Here is a 16713-nt window from a genome sequence, read left to right on the forward strand (position 1 = left end):
ATGAACGATTTCTGGCAACACTGTTCCGCTTTGCTGGAGCGCGAGCTAACGCCCCAGCAGTACGTGACGTGGATCAAGCCACTGGCGCCAGTCGCCTTCGATGCCGCTGCAAACACGCTCAGCATTGCTGCTCCCAATCGCTTCAAACTTGACTGGGTCAAAAGCCAGTTTGCAGGCCGCATCACGGATATGGCCCGCGATTTCTGGCGTGCGCCCGTCGAAGTCCAGTTCGTGCTGGATCCCAAGGCTGGCGTGCGCATGTCTGGCGCCGCGGCCCCGCCCCGGGCCGAGCCCCCAGCCGCGCAAGGACGCCAGGCGGCTGGAGCCGCCGCAATCAATGCGGCCATCGACGCCGTCCATGCGGCTCAGACAGGACGCTTCCAGGACAACGCTTCCACCGACACAGCCGATCTCGACTTGCCCAGCCTGGACGCGCACGAGGCCGCAGCAGCACGCCGCACATGGCGCCCCGGCTCAGGCAGCGCCAATGCAAGCAGCGAAACCGACTCGATGTACGAGCGCTCCAAGCTCAACCCCGCGCTGACGTTCGATAATTTCGTGACCGGTAAGGCTAACCAGCTAGCGCGCGCCGCCGCGATCCAGGTGGCAGACAATCCCGGTATTTCATACAACCCGCTGTTTCTGTATGGCGGGGTCGGTCTCGGCAAAACTCACCTGATTCACGCCATTGGCAACCAGTTGCTGGTCGACCGGGTCGGCGCGCGCATTCGCTACATTCATGCGGAACAGTACGTCTCCGACGTCGTGAAAGCCTATCAGCGCAAGGCATTCGACGATTTCAAGCGGTATTACCACTCGCTCGACCTGCTGCTCATCGACGACATTCAGTTTTTCTCCGGAAAATCCCGCACGCAGGAAGAATTTTTCTACGCGTTCGAAGCGCTCGTCGCCAACAAGGCTCAGGTCATCATCACCAGCGATACCTATCCGAAAGAGATTTCCGGCATCGATGATCGTCTGATCTCGCGTTTTGACTCTGGGCTAACCGTCGCCATCGAGCCACCCGAGCTCGAAATGCGCGTCGCCATCCTGATGCGCAAGGCGCAATCCGAAGGCGTCAGCCTGTCCGAAGACGTCGCGTTCTTCGTTGCCAAGCATTTGCGCTCGAATGTCCGTGAACTGGAAGGCGCGCTGCGCAAAATTCTGGCGTTTTCGAAATTCCATGGCCGCGAGATTTCGATCGAACTAACCAAAGAAGCGCTGAAAGATCTGCTCACCGTGCAGAACCGGCAAATTTCGGTGGAAAACATCCAGAAAACCGTTGCTGATTTCTACAGCATCAAGGTTGCCGACATGTATTCCAAAAAGCGGCCAGCCAATATCGCCCGGCCGCGCCAGATTGCGATGTATCTGGCCAAGGAACTCACACAAAAAAGCTTGCCCGAGATCGGCGAGCTTTTTGGCGGCCGCGATCACACCACCGTGCTGCATGCGGTACGCAAGATCGCGGACGAGCGCGGCAAGGACGCCCAGCTCAACCATGAACTACACGTGCTTGAACAAACCCTCAAAGGCTGACCCTGCCGCGAGAGCATGAAGGTGCAAGCCGGTCTGTATATTTCGCCCCGCACGCCCATTTCGGGGGAACGGTTTTATTTTGAGGCACAATACCGGATTATCCATTTGGCAGGCATGGGCCGGTTTCAGGCCGTGGCCGGCGCGACATAGCGCAAATGCGGGTGCTGCCGGGAGACGCTCTGGCCCCAGTAATAAAGCCGCCTGGCGGGACGCACAGGCCGTCATCACAGGCCGTCATATCAACGAAGGAATTTTATGCAACTGGTCAAGACCGAACGCGATAACCTCCTCAGGCCGCTGCAAACTGTCAGCGGCATTGTCGAACGCCGTCATACGTTACCGATCCTCGCCAATTTGCTGATTACCAAGAGCGGCGCTGATGTGTCGTTCCTTTCCACCGACCTCGAACTCCAGATCACCACCCACGCCGATTTCGGCGTCGGCGACGACACCGTCGCCACCACGGTGGCCGCGCGCAAACTGCTCGATATCCTGCGTGCGATGCCCGACGGCCAAGTCACGCTGACCTTGTCCGACAAGCGTCTGACCGTTCAATCCGGCAAAAGCCGCTTCGCGCTGCAAACCCTTGCCGCCGACGAATTCCCAACACTCGCCCAGACTAGCGAATTCAACGCCAGCCTGGCCGTGCCACAACGCACCTTCCGACAGTTGCTCGGCATGGTGCATTTCGCCATGGCGCAGCAAGACATCCGCTATTACCTGAACGGCATGCTGCTCGTGGTAGACGGTGACCAATTAATGGCCGTCGCCACCGATGGCCACCGCCTCGCGTTTTCTTCCATGAAAATCGAAGGCTCATTCGCGCGCCAGGAAGTCATCATTCCGCGTAAAACCATTCTTGAGCTACAACGTCTGCTGGAAGATATCGATGACCCCTTAAAAATCGACATCGCGGCTACCCAGGCCAAATTCACGTTTGGCCAGGTTGAAATGGTGTCGAAGCTGGTCGAAGGCAAGTTTCCGGATTTCCAGCGCGTGATTCCCAAGTCACACAAAAACATGTTCCTGATTGGCCGCGACGAGCTGCAACGTTCGCTGCAACGCGCGGCCATCCTGACGTCGGACAAGTTCAAGGGCGTGCGCTGCATCGTCGAGCCAGGCCAACTGAAGATCATGTCCACCAATGCCGATCAGGAAGAAGCCCAGGAAGAGCTCGAAGTCGCTTATGACGGTGATAGCGTCGATATCGGCTTTAACGTCACCTATCTGCTCGACGTGCTGGCCAACCTGAAGGTCGACATGTTGCAGGTCAGCCTGGGCGATGCGAGCTCCAGCGCACTGATCACCATTCCCGATAACGAAGAATTCAAATACGTCGTCATGCCCATGCGCATCTGACACCATCGACACGATCAAGACACCAAGGGGCACAGCGCCCCTTTGGCGTTTTTATGGCGTTTTGAAAAGTCCCGAGCAGCAATGAAGTTGTCACGCAGAACCGGAAAAAATCCATGACTGAAACGAATCACACACAACCCGATACCAGCTACGGCGCCTCGTCCATTCAGATCCTCGAAGGTCTGGAGGCAGTACGCAAGCGGCCCGGGATGTACATCGGCGATACGTCGGATGGCACGGGCCTGCATCACCTGGTATTCGAGGTGCTGGATAACTCCATCGATGAAGCCCTGGCCGGTCATTGCAACGACATCCAGGTAATCATTCACGCGGACAACTCCATTTCCATTTCCGACAACGGCCGCGGCATTCCAACCGGCATCAAGCGCGACGACAAGCACGACCCGAAGCGCAGTGCCGCTGAAATCGTGATGACCGAACTGCACGCTGGCGGCAAATTCGATCAGAACAGCTACAAGGTGTCCGGCGGACTGCATGGTGTGGGCGTCTCGTGCGTCAATGCACTCTCGGCGTGGCTGCGGCTCACCGTGCGCCGCGACGGCAAAAAGCATTTCATGGAATTTCACCGCGGCGTGCCACAAAACCGCGTGATTGAAACCGTCAATGGCGAAAACCTCTCGCCGATCCCCGTGACGGGCAACACTGAAAAACGCGGCACCGAAGTACATTTCATGGCCGACGACACAATCTTCGGTCATGTTGAATACCACTACGACATCCTCGCCAAGCGTATTCGTGAGCTGTCGTTCCTGAATAACGGCGTACGGATTCGCTTAAGCGACCAGCGCACTGGCAAGGAAGACGATTTCGCTTTTGTCGGCGGCGTCAAAGGCTTTGTCGAATACATCAACAAAGCCAAGAGCGTCCTGCATCCGAATATCTTTTACGTGAGCGGTGAGAAAGATGGCGTAGGCGTTGAAGTCGCCATGCAATGGAATGACAGCTACAACGAGAACGTGTTGTGCTTCACGAACAACATTCCGCAACGCGACGGCGGGACCCATCTGACCGGCCTGCGCGCCGCGATGACACGCGTAATCAACAAATACATCACCGATCACGAAATCGCCAAGAAGGCCAAGATCGAAACCTCTGGTGACGACATGCGTGAAGGTTTGTCATGCGTGCTGTCCGTGAAAGTGCCTGAGCCCAAGTTCAGCGCCCAGACTAAAGACAAACTCGTTTCATCCGAAGTTCGCGCCCCCGTCGAAGACGTCATCGCCAAGGCGCTCGAAGAATTTCTACTCGAAACACCCAACGACGCAAAGATCATCTGCGGCAAGATCGTCGATGCAGCACGGGCACGCGATGCCGCGCGCAAGGCGCGCGAGATGACCCGGCGGAAAGGCGTACTGGATGGCGTCGGCTTGCCAGGCAAGCTCGCGGACTGTCAGGAGAAAGATCCTGCCAAGTCCGAAATTTATATCGTCGAGGGCGATTCAGCAGGCGGGTCGGCCAAGCAAGGACGTGACCGCAAGTTTCAGGCTATTTTGCCGCTGCGCGGCAAGGTGCTAAACGTCGAGAAAGCACGCTACGACAAGCTGCTCTCGTCGGAACAGATCGTCACGTTGATTACCGCGCTGGGCTGCGGCATTGGCAAGGACGATTACAACCTCGAAAAGCTACGTTATCACCGCATCATCATCATGACCGACGCCGACGTGGACGGCGCGCACATCCGCACACTGCTGCTGACATTCTTCTACCGTCAGATGCCCGACATGATCGAGCGCGGCTTTGTGTATATCGCGCAGCCACCGCTCTACAAAGTGAAGGCCGGCAAGGATGAGCGTTATCTGAAAGACGGCGCGGAACTCAATGCCCATATGCTGCGCCTCGCGCTGCAAGGCTCGGAGCTGATCGCAACCGAAGGCGCGACACCTATCGCCGGTGATGCGCTGGGCGAACTGGCACGTTCGTATCTGCTGGCGCAGGCTGTCGTTGAGCGCCTGGGCCGGTTGTACGACACCCATGCGCTGGAAGCCGTGATGGATGGCGTGACGCTGGATCTTTCAAGCGAAGAATCGGCGCAAGCATCGGCGGATGCCTTGCAAGCCAAGCTGCGCAGCGATGCTTTGAAGCCCGAGGTGAATGTTTATCCGACCTACGACCCGGTACGCGAAGCGCGCTCGCTGCGCGTGGAGCGGCGGCATCACGGCAATGTGAAGGTATCGGTGATTGATGAGGATTTTCAGCTGACGGCGGATTATCAGCAGTTGATCAATACGGCGAATACGTTCAAGGGGCTCATCGGTGCGGGTGCGATGATCAAGCGTGGCGAACGGAGTATGGCGGTGAGCGACTTCAAAGGGGCGATGAAGTGGCTAATCGCGGATGCTGAACGAAATGTGTCCAAGCAACGCTATAAAGGCTTGGGGGAAATGAACCCTGCGCAGTTGTGGGAAACCACGATGGATCCGAATGTGCGCCGTTTGCTACGCGTGCAGATCGAGGATGCGATTGCAGCGGATGGGATTTTCACGACGCTGATGGGCGATGATGTGGAACCGCGCCGCGCGTTTATTGAATCTAATGCGTTGAGGGCGGGGAATATTGATGTTTGAGGTTGTTTGTAGCGGGAACCATAACCTGAGATTTTGGGAAGCATCCATTGAGACATTTATTGATGGATGCGCCTCGATAGGTCGGGTTTATGGCGTCTAGCCTGCCACTGTGTCGGAACGAACAGCGACCACTTAAATGGGGTGGCCGCTGTTTTTTTGCATGCCTGCCGGCTCCAGAATCTAAGCTCCAGCAAGAGCGCTTTCTTGCGCCGCCTCCCGCTCAGAAGTCACCAAGTTGAATTTCTGCTCGATTAGCGACCGTAGAGCGTGCTGAACCTCAGAAGAGACAAGCTTCTTTGCATCTGCATTCGGAGAGTCTTTATGAACCCATCGCACCACCTCAAATACTAGTTCTGAACTAGGACTAACCGACCTTGATCCACTAAACGAGAAGGTAACGCGGCATTCCCCTTGGTTTGCCGCGACTACGAATGGAAACGTCACATCCATTCGCAGAATATAGTAATGCTTATAGTATTTCTCGTCGTTAATTAGAAAGATGTCATTCAGCCTATCGCCATCCACATTAAATCGCCGGACACTTTGTTTCATCCAAGCGATTTGAGGATCATCAGGCAAAGCGGGGCCATCGGCATCCAGGCAGATGTCGATGTCATTTACGCAACCAGGCATTAAGCATCCGGCATGCCCTGCGGTCAGTCGCTTGAAGTACCTAATGCGCTCTTCATTGTCCAAAGATCCAAAGGTCATAGAAAGCGGTTCTTCATCCTTGACGAGATTCTCACCGTGAAGCACCTTTGCAATTCGCGATGTGATCTTCTTATTGACAAGCTCAGTTTCCTTCGACGAATGTATCGAAGTGAATGCAAGTTTCAGCCCACCACCTTGACGCTCTATCGTCACTTGCGCATCGAAGCTAAGTTCTCGGTGAATCCAGTCCTTGCTGAAATCTTGCCGCTGAATCTGATACGGAATTGTGATTTTATTTGCATCAGAAACAACCAGAGTTGGGCTGGTAACGAAATTCACACCCGAAGCCTCGTCGAGCATATCAAAGGATCCATCAAAGAGACTCTTCTTCAGCGGAGTAATCCAATCCACCTCTTTTGCCACCAAATCCAAGCCAGCCACCTTAACCTTTGGCTGCGATTCGCGACTGACACTGTTTTCAATCAACCTTGTGAAATTATCCGGGGTTAAAAGCGTTGAACAAAGAAGGGGGACAGTTATTGCCTTATCGGAGTTTCCAACGAATACCCCCTTTTCTTTGAGTGTCCCATAGATTTCTCCATAGCTAAGGTGTTCACTGCCTAGGAGAATTCGGAGATCCGAGCCGGACACAATGCTGGACTTGGGATCAATAGCGTTAGCTGCACTCATGATTGCGCCTCATTCAGAAGAGTCAAAATTGAGCGATTGAAAGAGAAAGGCTCAATCACTTCATTACGGTCTGAAAAGGCCAATCTCGCTAGATCCGCAGCCGCTTTGTCAGTCGCCGGATTGTAATCCGGCATGCCGATTTTTATGGTTGTAACTAGGCTTGTACAAAATCTCAATCCGTAGGCTATCAGCTTCTTATATGCATCCGTACTGAAAGCCTGATTTGCATAAATAATCATCTCGATCTTGCCGCCCTCGTACATAATGATGGGGAGAACGTCCGAAGCAATTATCTCGAGGGGCAGAAATGTGCCAGTTCTTGCTTCGTCCACGGTAGTGACCGTACCAATGACTGGGAAGAAAAATGCCCAATTTTTCTGGCGGCGCTCGATGTCGTCCATTACCTTCATGACGAAACCCGCACGCCCGCTGTCGATCAAATAAACAGGGACGTCCGATCCTGGTTCCAAACGGATTTTCGACAAGACGGGCTTAATATCTCTCTCGATATCTTCTGCATCGTTATGCACCCAAATCAGGAGCCCGGAGTGAGAGACCTTTCTGCGCGCCTTGAACGAGCTCGTCGCTTGAGAAATCTCTTCGCTATAACGGGCACATTCGATCACTTCGTAAAGCTCGGCTAGATGCTCCTTGAATTCTCGTTTTAATGTAGCTTCCGATGCAGGATAGGAGCCGAGCTTGTTCTTGACCGAGACATGTACCACATCCGTTCTTGAGTCATGGAATGGATTGTTGTAAAGAAATATCTGATCCTCACCGTGACTCGTCCGTTGATTTCCGCTTTCGTTCCTATGCGTGGGTGTGTTACATTTTACGGGAACGTTCTTTAAGCTCTTGCGCCATCCGATTCGGTCCAAAAGCCCAGCAGCGATCTTCTCTCCGATTTCACCGGAGCTTTTTGATTTCTCCCCTGCCATTCTTATTCTCCAAGTTCGATATCAATAATGGCCCGATAGCCATTCTTCGTCTTACTCACCGAGCATTTGTCCAAGCGAGCCTTGGGGTTAGCGATGGTTAGGCCAATCCCGTCACCTAGTGGGTATTGGCGGAGCACGCTTCTGGCTTGACGACTGAGAAGCGCTGAATCTACTGTGCTTTCTGACAACGCCGAAAAGCCGGCATGATCCTCAAGCTGCTGCGTCAGCCTACTCACTTCATTGCGATCTAAATATCTCTCAGAGACTTCTTCTACGTCTCGATAATTGATCGTTTCATTGGCGGAAAAAATGTCGACCAAATCTCGACGTAGCGACATTCCGGCCTCCACGTCAATCCTTGAACAGACTTGTTTAACAAATTCTGCGGCTAGCTTGGACGTCGATTTTCTGGTTTGCCTTGGCCTCGCTTTCAGAAAAAGCTCTGCCCAGTATTTTGTTTGCTGACTGCCTGATTCTTTGACGAAGACACCAACGTCTCCCCCAACAATCAGAGCGCCTTTCTGGATGCTGGTTACTGGAATTCCGTTCAGTTCTATGAGATTTATGGAATCATTTGATCTTTCTATATCCAAAAATGTCTCACGTTGCTCAATCTTATAAAGCCCAAGTGCCGCATGTGATGCGCCGTCAATTCGCACATCCTGGAAAAGAATTACGATGAATTCACCCTCCGCAATGCTTGGGTGCGTTGAAATCGAATAGAGGTGCTTGGCAATGTTCTGGCTGACGTTCAAAAAATTTCCAACGTCAACTAGTATTCGCGTGGAGAACTGCTTTACAGAATTCAAGCTGATATCAGACTCGTGATAAAACTCAAAGTCTTCACCTGATTTTGCAAGTGGTGTGAGATAGTGTCTAAGTAACGTGCCGTGCAATTCCGCAGTCCCGCGCACTTCCTGCTGTGAGAATTCACAGCCTTCTTCCCGCAAGCGATTTCCTACTCGATGGACCACGCAGTGCGTGACCCTTGCTGAACTAACATCAAGCATTGATTCCCCCTGGCTGGACTTGTTGTACCACCTAACGTCATCTGTAGTCCGGAATGTAACATTATGTTTTACCAACTTCATTCCGGAAAGCCTGTACGACGAGTCCCGTTGTGCGCATTCACCGAGCGCCATGCAAGTCAGTGCCGCACTGAGTAGTGACAATGACCTCCCCCCGGATAACCGAGCACTTTGGCCTAGAGAGTTCCGGCTTCATGGTGGGCAAGTCGGAACTCACCCGGAGTCAAATCGCCTAGCGAACTATGCGGTCTGAAGTCGTTGTAATCCTGTCGCCAGCCTTCGATCTTTTCTCGGGCATCGTCCAGTGACAGAAACCAATGCACGTTCAGGCATTCATCCCGAAAACTGCCGTTAAATGACTCGATGAACGGATTGTCCGTGGGTTTGTCAGGACGGGAGAAGTCCAACGTTACGCCATTTTCATACGCCCAGTGATCCAGCGCATGAGAAATAAATTCGCTCCCGTTATCGACCTGTATCCGTTTCGGGGCACCTCGCAGCGCTTTTAGATGTCCCATCGTTGCCACCACATCGGCAGCCTTCAAGGCGTAATCGACGGTAATCGCCAAGCTCTCCCGACTAAAGTTATCGACCACAGTTAAGGCCCGGATTTTCTGCCCGTTGAACAACTGATCGGCCACGAAATCCATGCTCCAGCACGCATTCACCGTAGAGATTTCGGGGCGCTCCATACGGTGTGCGGCAGCGACACGACGGCGAGGCCGCTTACGCCTCAGGTTCAGCCCCTCTTCACAGTAGATTCGGTAGGTTTTCTTGTGATTGATCAACCAGCCTTCGCGGCGCAGCAGAACGTGAATGCGCTCTACGCCGTAACGTATCCGAGTTTCGGCAATCTCCCGGATGCGCCGGCGCTCGGCACGGTCATCACGTGGGCTCGGCACATAGAAGTACGTGGCCTGGCGTAGCTGCAATAGTGTTGTCGCACGCCGGATGCTCACCCGATACGCTTGAATCAAAAAATCAGCCAGCTCGCGCTTACGGGCTGGCTTCACAGCTTTTTTTGCACCACCTCCTGAAGCATTTGCTTGTCGAGGCTTAGGTCGGCCACCATGCGCTTGAGTCGGGCGTTCTCCTCTTCGAGTTGCTTTAGGCGCCGCAACTCCGAAACGCCGAGGCCGCCGTACTTCTTCTTCCAGTTGTAGAACGTGGCTTCGAAAATACCCATCTTCCGACACACTTCTGCCACCCGGGTACCCAGTTCAGCCTGCTTCAGCGCGAACGCGATCTGCTCTTCCGTGTACCTGGATTTCTTCATGCAAACCTCCCGCCCGTCAGGGCTTCAAATTTGCCAGAAATCTCTACTTCTCGCCGCTACGTTTTTTCGGGGGAGGTCAGTAGTCAGGAGATTGGACATGAAGAAGCGATTCACGGAAGAGCAGATCATCGGATTCCTTGGGGAAGCCGAGACGGGCATCCCAATCAAGGAGTTGTGCCGCCGGCACGGCTTCTCGGAAGCGAGCTACTACTTGTGGCGTAGCAAGTTCGGCGGCATGAGCGTGCCAGACGCTAAGCGTCTGAAGGAGTTGGAAGTCGAGAACACCCGGTTGAAGAAGCTACTGGCCGAATCGATGCTGGAAAACGAGGTCACACGCGAGGCATTGCGAAAAAAGTGGTGAGCGCGCCATCACGCCGAGGGCTGGTGCGCCATATGACCGGGCAAGGCTTGAGCGAACGCCGAGCCTTGCGGGTAATCGGCATGAGTGCGAGTACCTATCGTTACCAGCCAGCGCCGGACCGTAATGTGGCTTTGCGAGCGCAGATCGTGGCGCTGGCTCAACGGCATCGCCGCTACGGCTCGGGAATGATCTACCTGAAGCTGCGGCAGTCGGGCATGACAATCAACCACAAGCGGGTCGAGCGGCTGTATGCCGAAGAGGAGTTGCAGGTGCGCCGCGGCAAGCGAAAGAAGGTGCCGGTATCGGATCGTCAGCCGCTGGGGCGACCGTCGGCGGCTAATCAGGTTTGGTCGATGGATTTCGTGTTTGAGCGGACAGCGGAAGGCCGTGTCATCAAGAACCTGACGGTGGTCGATGATGCTACGCATGAAGCATGGATAAATTTAGATAATCCTGCGAGGCAAAATTTACCCCGACACACAGTTCTCCACGATCGCTGCGTACTTCACAAAAATTATGTGGCCCTCGCTCAGTTGAACGGCCTAATGTCCAAACACCTGCTTTCCGGCGAAGTTCCTGCCATTCAAAAAAAGGGCCAACCCGATTCAGAATGTCATTACCCTTCAACTGACGAAAATCCTGAATGCTACCGGTCAAGGCTGTCATATTTTCCATTATTTACTCTCTTTGAGGGTGAGGGAATGCTCATTACCTGAATGAGTAATGATCTGCACGTAGGTGAAATATCTTTCGCTATTTGCGCTGAGATTTAAATTACCTGCCGAGCGCATAAATCATGTTACGCAAAGCATCACACTGTTTCGTGAAACCGAATGGCTGCAATTCGTGCAGCACCATCCAAAACGCACGCAGTCTTTCTTTGCTTATTTATCTTTGCTTTTTGTAGCTACCGCTTCTTGTTCGACTGCGATACAACCGTGCCGGCCAGAACCTTGGTCACAGAGCTCGATCTAGAATCCTTCAGCGCCCTGGATGCTTTGGCCTCAATGTCGGCGCCAGTTTGAGCCTGAGTGCCTGTCTGGCGCAATGCTGAACCTGCAAGCGATTTTTGAAGTGAGCTCGACGAAGAATTACCCAGTGTTTTACCGGCAGTCGAGGCAACACGAGAAGACGTCTGCTTTTTATTGGTAGCCATACACCACTCCTAATGCGCTATAGGAATAAGGGACAAGTGCATCTAGAGCAATGCGCCGGCCCATCGATCAAATGTTACTGGCCCACCATGGCTCTCCAATTCGATAAAATAGCCATAACAATTTAATGGGTTTATTCATGGTAGTGAATAACTCTATTTCCCACCATGGGCTAACCTGAATAATGAGAATAGTTCAACAGAGCATCTCGGCCGATATAAGCGTTGCTGACGATTCCCGCTGAACTGCTTGAGCAATTCGGCAACGGGTCAATGACAGCCGAAGCCATCAATGCTGCAACGCAGGCACTCAAGAAAGCCCTGATCGAGCGGGCGCTGGGTGGCGAAATGAACCACCATCCGGGCTATCTGCCGGGCACCGTCAAACCGGCCAGCGTAACGAACTAGTGCAATGGCAAAGGCACCAGGATGATTCCGACCGAAGACGGTCCAATCCGTATCGAGGTGTCACGCAAGCACGACGGCAGCTTCGAGCCTCTTCTAATTCTCAAACACGAACAACGCTTCTCAGGCTTCGACGACAAGATCGTTGCGATGTACATGTGGGGCATGGCTGTGCGAGGGATTCAGGGCTTCCTGCAGGAACAGTACGGCACCTGGGTCTCGCCCGAGTTCATCAGTTCGGTCAAGATGACGCATTTACGCTACTGAGCGACCTTACCGGTTTCAGCTATTGCTGCGAGCACAACTTTCTGGTCGGCGTACCACCGTACGAGGCATTCTCGGTCATGGCATTGCTGCTCGCGGTAATTCCACTGGGCTCGGGTTTGCGCCTTGAACGCAACGGGGTCATCCACTGCGGCTTTTGCCTTGGCATAAATTGCAGCCAATTGAATATCATCTGAAGCTAATGCGGCGTCATTGCAGATGATGTGCTCCGCGTCGGAGTAAGCCTTCGAACAATCAAAACTGGTTGGTTGAAACGAAGTAACTGGAGTCAATTGCGCTGTGTACGTCACGACTGTCTCGTCCCTAACAGATGCTGATCCCTTACTCTTCTGCGCCCAACTCAATAGAGGTGTCGCACGAACAGGCAAGTCAGGCCACTGGTATGTCTTTACAGAATCACCATCTACGGCATTCGGGGTTTGCTTGACGACCAAAACTCCTTTGCCAGTCGCTTCATTGATAGCAAAAGAGACCTGTTCGGTACCGCACTCATGTTTCTTGCAACCTTGTCCGACCAGATAGCCGTCTTGCAACTGAATACCTGCTGAGTTCGTCACGGCGAGCCGCTCTGCGATTTTTTTCCAGTCGCCTCTCGAAATCCCGTTAAATGCAGAGCGGAATCGTTTGTCATTCAAGACATCCGAAGGATATTTACCAACAAGCCAACTGAAGTCTTGGACCTGACGCTTTACACCAGATGCCGCGACTGTGGCAATGCCAGGCACCACGCCGTTCGAACCAGTGATAGCCGGCGTCGTCGTATCAGATTGGAGCATCGCCGGCTCGCCCTCGCCACGAATAGCAACATGATGTGAATATACGATGAGGGTGTAGACGACGGCCACTGCAATGACTACTGAGGACGCTACTGCCTTGAACACAACGTAGTCATTGTCCAAATGAACAGTTGGCCGCGGCGTCACCTCTACTACAAGTTGAGACTCGAACCACTCGGTCGCCTCCTTAATGGCTTCCGAGGAAGCTGCCTTCTTCTGCATGAAACTGAGTGTCTTGTATCCACCATAGGCAAGTGCAAATCCTGTTAAAGCAAGCCCTATAGGCACGCTAAATACCGCCATCAGAAAACATCCCAACAATGCCGTGAACAGAGAACCAACAAATCCGGGGACACTTGGCCATGCCTGCACTCTGGCCATAAGAGCATTCGCGGCTGTCTTCAGCTCACCATGAGTTCCATGAGCCGCCGCACATTTGTGCTCCAGCTCGTAGACCGCCAGCATCGCTTTCTCTTTCTCGGCAAGCGAAACCGTACCAATATCGATGGACAGATTGATGGCCTTCGTTGTCAACGCAAGGTCTTGAGCGAGTGTGTTGAGGAACGGCTGATGCTCTTCAAGCATGACGGCTTCGCTGATGTCAGCATCGTCAACAAAAACGCCATGCGAAAGAAAATACTGTACCAATGCATTCGTTGTTCTTGACTGCACCTTATGAACGAAGTCCTGTGTAGCCTGTTCTCTTTTTGATAGGTTCTCAGTATTCATATAGCCAATGTTTTTGCTCGCAGCTCCGTGATTCTCCAGACGGTTCAATTTCCTGCCTTTTAAACCGGTCGTATATCTGATGCCGGTCCCCGGAATACTTATGGTGACACGGCCACGTGTGTTGTAAGTGAAGCCTTTGCCACCGAAAGACGTGCTAATTCCGCTCTTGCTGAAATTGATGCGAATACCGGGCGCAATTTTTATGCTTTTCCTGAAGCTCCAACCCATGTCATCCCCCTAACACCTTGTCTAACGAGCTAATGCCATCTGCCCGACAAGGCGAAATACTGCCGGTTTCCAACGGCCAGACACTTGCCGTACCGGCCATCGGGCCGTTTCAGTCTCAAGCGTCAGCGTTCAGAGAATTGGCCTTCATCGCATCTAGCCAAGCCATCTCCAGACGCATTCTGTTACCTGCGTTGAGCTTGCGAAGACCCACTTCATGTGCCATTGCTGGCATGCCAGACTCTTCATCACACCCTGCCCGCAGCATCTCAAATGCGAGCGCCCGAAGTTCAACAAGCGAAATTTCATCGACTGAACGTGCCACGCCACCGATAGGCCGCCGGAATCGAATTTGCTAGCTAGTCGAGGTATCTTTAACACGGCAGAATGTCCCCACCTCTTCTGTGTCTTCGCTGTAGTGCTGCGATGCCAGTCGCATCACACGATCCTGAATTCTTGCACCCGTCCGAACCCAGCCATGCGCCCAGGCGATACGACGCGCCAAAACTTCATCTCGAACCGGTCCTTCCACGCGCACGACGTGCTCAATTAGCCGCAAAAGTGTCGGATTTCAGGAAGTATCGGAAAAAGTATTGGCATCAACATCCGCCGACGAATGAACAGAGGTCTCCGCCGAAGAGCCCACTTGTTCGTCCGGCATTGCCATGACGTCCACGATGCCCAGCTCTGTAACGATCGTCGTCTTGCTCAGCCAGGACTCGCTTTGCTCGCTGTTCGACGAGCAAGGTCTCGAACTGTTGATGAATTTTTTCGATGGTTCGCCGCATATCAATCCACTAGTCGGTCGACCAAACGCGGAGAATGTTCCAGCCGAGCCCGCACAAGACCTGCTCTCGCAATTTGTCACGGTCACGAACTGTTGCCGAGCGATGATAGGTCATACCATCGCACTCAACGCCAGCGAGGTATCGCTCAGGTGCGTCTGAGTCGACGACACCCCGGTCAATTCGAAGCGCCGAAACGCCAACCTGAGGATGCAAAATCCAGCCCTTTTCGGTGAGCGCGTTCGATACTGCTTTCTCAAACGGACACGCTACCGGCGACAGCCGCGCCTAGAGCACGTGCACCGCAGTCCGCAAACTCCAGGAAGTGCTTTAGGTCACGCCCGCCCAGGGCTTGAGTTCTCGGCAGGTCTATCTGCTCCGAGCGCTTTCGCTTCTGGCCTGTTTATCCGCGCTTCGCCGCGCTCATGCTGACCATCTGGACGTAATTGAAACTTACAGCGCTATCATTTATGACCGGCTTCGCACATACCATTGCGCCGATAGCGTCCCACACTGGAAAACCAAGAGACAAGAGTGCATCTGAATGCCATACCCCGCCCCATCAGCCAAGTGTTACCGACCCTCCACAGCCAGCCAATCTGAGAAAAATGTTATAGCGATTTAATGAGTTTGCCCATAGTAGGGGATAGTTACATTCCATACCATATGGCTGTCCAAATAATAAAAATAGCTTACAAAAATATCGTAACTGAGCTAGGCAGATAGCAACGCATAGCTATTCTTTAACGTGAGCATCGTTAATCGTCAGCTACTACTCAGAAGATAGCAAAGACGTTCTTAACCGCATTTCACAAATTGATCGCCCTCATCACACGGTCTTTATCATGGCAAAACCGTTCAATTGCAACCAGCAAACGGAATTTGCTCTTCCTCAAGAAATTTTTTCCAACCGTTCAGGGCCGCGTCAAGTGGATCACTGGAACCCGTTTCCGGCACGCCCAGGTATAGCCTTAAGACCTTGTCATGAGTCACCTTGTCCACCTGCGCTGCGTGAATGGCGAATACGGCCGTTGCGCCATTATGCGAGCCGATGATAAATGCACCACTGTGCTCGGCGGGAAACGTCTCTTTTGAATACGCTAAATAATGCTCCTGCAACGTTCCGGAGTCCGCAAACCGATCCCACACTTCACGACGGTAAGTGGCATCCTCCGTCTGCGTTCCAACGCCCGCCTTGCAGAACACGAGATGTAGCGGATCGCCCTGTTGCACGCGCTGAATGAGGCCCGCCCTACGTTCAGCCTGACCGTGCGCTAACAGCGCTTCGCCACAGGTACGAAGAGGCGTGGGTCGCTCCGGCGTAATGATGTATTGGATCCCCCGCAAAACTGCTTCCATGGCCCATTGAATACCGCCTACAGCGGCTTTTCGCTCCTGCTCGTTATCGGGTACATCGACAACACCGTCTGCCCTGAGCTTTTCAAGCCATTCTTTTGCGGTCACCCGCTCTGCCTCTGACAAATGAGACGCGTCGTCAATACGCTTCTGACAACTGCTAGCAATAGAATCTATTGCCGTGTTGCGAACAGCGTCTGGCGGTTGCACATTGAGTGTTTTGGGAAGGAAGCTCGAGACTCGCCGCATCTATTCTTTCCTTTTTTAATTTTGTTAAAAAGCACGTGAAATTAGCGGACTATTTTCGTCATTAATTTCAGAGTTTTTATTTAGGTCAGCGCCCGGCGAATTGCTTCCGTGAATATTGAAATTATTTCACGACTGTAATACACCATATTTAAATTAATTACCCAATTATCACCGTTAAACTTTCGAAAAAATATCCGGTTTATTCCAATCTAAGTGACAACTCCACACCAAACGTTCCAGGGCATGCGTCATACCGGAAAAATTTGCTTAACAATCGGCATCAGGTCTGACCATGAGATGGCACCCCTGCCACACGGCCCGAT

13 protein-coding genes and 2 pseudogenes are annotated in these 16713 nt (G+C 53.0%); 5 read left to right on the forward strand and 10 right to left on the reverse strand.

The window, feature by feature from the left end; translation table 11 throughout:
- The 3 genes from dnaA to gyrB form a co-directional block, all read left to right on the forward strand.
- On the forward strand, positions 1-1539 hold a 1539-nt coding region (dnaA, locus tag GH657_RS00005; RefSeq protein ID WP_153098766.1), incomplete at its 5' end, for a chromosomal replication initiator protein DnaA.
- 255 nt (positions 1540-1794) lie between these two features.
- Positions 1795-2898 (forward strand): DNA polymerase III subunit beta, encoded by a 1104-nt coding sequence (gene dnaN / locus GH657_RS00010; RefSeq protein ID WP_153098767.1) that lies wholly within the window; start codon positions 1795-1797, stop codon positions 2896-2898.
- Between the two features lie 113 nt (positions 2899-3011).
- Positions 3012-5483, forward strand: coding sequence for a DNA topoisomerase (ATP-hydrolyzing) subunit B (gene gyrB / locus GH657_RS00015; protein ID WP_153098768.1), 2472 nt, complete (start codon positions 3012-3014; stop codon positions 5481-5483).
- Between the two features lie 180 nt (positions 5484-5663).
- Here gyrB and gapS4b read toward each other — a convergent pair whose 3' ends face one another.
- The 4 genes from gapS4b to GH657_RS00035 form a co-directional block, all read right to left on the reverse strand.
- The gene (gene gapS4b, locus GH657_RS00020) at positions 5664-6824 is read right to left on the reverse strand and encodes a GapS4b family protein (RefSeq protein WP_153098769.1); all 1161 of its coding nucleotides are present in this window, start codon (positions 6822-6824) and stop codon (positions 5664-5666) included.
- A complete protein-coding gene (gapS4a, locus tag GH657_RS00025; protein WP_153098770.1) occupies positions 6821-7762 on the reverse strand; it encodes a GapS4a family protein in 942 nt (313 codons plus the stop codon). The genes gapS4b and gapS4a overlap by 4 nt, the downstream gene beginning before the upstream one ends.
- Before the next feature lie 2 nt (positions 7763-7764).
- Positions 7765-8772, reverse strand: coding sequence for a nucleoid-associated protein (locus GH657_RS00030; protein WP_174769832.1), 1008 nt, complete (start codon positions 8770-8772; stop codon positions 7765-7767).
- A 194-nt stretch (positions 8773-8966) separates the two neighbouring features.
- Positions 8967-10066 (reverse strand): IS3 family transposase gene (locus tag GH657_RS00035; protein WP_153098772.1). Its coding sequence is split into 2 segments (ribosomal slippage): positions 8967-9805 and positions 9805-10066, totalling 1101 coding nucleotides; the frame shifts between segments, so codons are not numbered across the junction.
- Between the two features lie 97 nt (positions 10067-10163).
- On the opposite strand from GH657_RS00035, the pseudogene GH657_RS00040 reads away from it, so the two are divergent.
- Positions 10164-10861, forward strand: a pseudogene (locus GH657_RS00040) (transposase); the annotation flags it as partial.
- Positions 10862-11334: 473 nt separating this feature from the next.
- Here GH657_RS00040 and GH657_RS00045 read toward each other — a convergent pair.
- Positions 11335-11583: a hypothetical protein gene (locus tag GH657_RS00045; RefSeq protein ID WP_153098773.1), complete on the reverse strand. Its 249-nt coding sequence runs from the start codon at positions 11581-11583 to the stop codon at positions 11335-11337.
- Between the two features lie 222 nt (positions 11584-11805).
- Here GH657_RS00045 and GH657_RS00050 point away from each other — a divergent pair.
- Positions 11806-12228 (forward strand): annotated as a pseudogene (locus GH657_RS00050) (transposase); the annotation flags it as partial.
- Positions 12229-12245: 17 nt separating this feature from the next.
- Here GH657_RS00050 and GH657_RS00055 read toward each other — a convergent pair.
- From GH657_RS00055 to GH657_RS00070, 5 genes are all read right to left on the reverse strand, one after another.
- The gene (locus GH657_RS00055; RefSeq protein WP_153098774.1) at positions 12246-14003 is read right to left on the reverse strand and encodes a DUF4236 domain-containing protein; all 1758 of its coding nucleotides are present in this window, start codon (positions 14001-14003) and stop codon (positions 12246-12248) included.
- A 115-nt stretch (positions 14004-14118) separates the two neighbouring features.
- Positions 14119-14325, reverse strand: a complete 207-nt coding sequence (locus GH657_RS17940; RefSeq protein WP_174769833.1) for a hypothetical protein — start codon at positions 14323-14325, stop codon at positions 14119-14121.
- 30 nt (positions 14326-14355) lie between these two features.
- On the reverse strand, positions 14356-14538 hold the full coding sequence (locus tag GH657_RS18480) for a DUF3320 domain-containing protein (RefSeq protein WP_174769834.1): 183 nt from the start codon (positions 14536-14538) through the stop codon (positions 14356-14358).
- Between the two features lie 259 nt (positions 14539-14797).
- Positions 14798-15001, reverse strand: a complete 204-nt coding sequence (locus GH657_RS18450; RefSeq protein WP_343031256.1) for a hypothetical protein — start codon at positions 14999-15001, stop codon at positions 14798-14800.
- A 642-nt stretch (positions 15002-15643) separates the two neighbouring features.
- Positions 15644-16390: a hypothetical protein gene (locus GH657_RS00070; protein WP_153098777.1), complete on the reverse strand. Its 747-nt coding sequence runs from the start codon at positions 16388-16390 to the stop codon at positions 15644-15646.
- Between the last annotated feature and the right edge of the window lie 323 nt (positions 16391-16713).

It is taken from the genome of Paraburkholderia hayleyella (assembly GCF_009455685.1).
GTDB classification, from domain to species: domain Bacteria; phylum Pseudomonadota; class Gammaproteobacteria; order Burkholderiales; family Burkholderiaceae; genus Paraburkholderia; species Paraburkholderia hayleyella.

Coding starts and splice junctions, on each gene's coding strand:
- dnaN (WP_153098767.1), top strand. CDS start 1,795: ATGCAACTGGTCAAGACCGAACGCGATAACCTCCTCAGGCCGCTGCAA.
- gyrB (WP_153098768.1), top strand. CDS start 3,012: ATGACTGAAACGAATCACACACAACCCGATACCAGCTACGGCGCCTCG.
- gapS4b (WP_153098769.1), bottom strand. CDS start 6,824: ATGAGTGCAGCTAACGCTATTGATCCCAAGTCCAGCATTGTGTCCGGC.
- gapS4a (WP_153098770.1), bottom strand. CDS start 7,762: ATGGCAGGGGAGAAATCAAAAAGCTCCGGTGAAATCGGAGAGAAGATC.
- GH657_RS00030 (WP_174769832.1), bottom strand. CDS start 8,772: ATGCTTGATGTTAGTTCAGCAAGGGTCACGCACTGCGTGGTCCATCGA.
- GH657_RS00045 (WP_153098773.1), bottom strand. CDS start 11,583: ATGGCTACCAATAAAAAGCAGACGTCTTCTCGTGTTGCCTCGACTGCC.
- GH657_RS00055 (WP_153098774.1), bottom strand. CDS start 14,003: ATGGGTTGGAGCTTCAGGAAAAGCATAAAAATTGCGCCCGGTATTCGC.
- GH657_RS00070 (WP_153098777.1), bottom strand. CDS start 16,390: ATGCGGCGAGTCTCGAGCTTCCTTCCCAAAACACTCAATGTGCAACCG.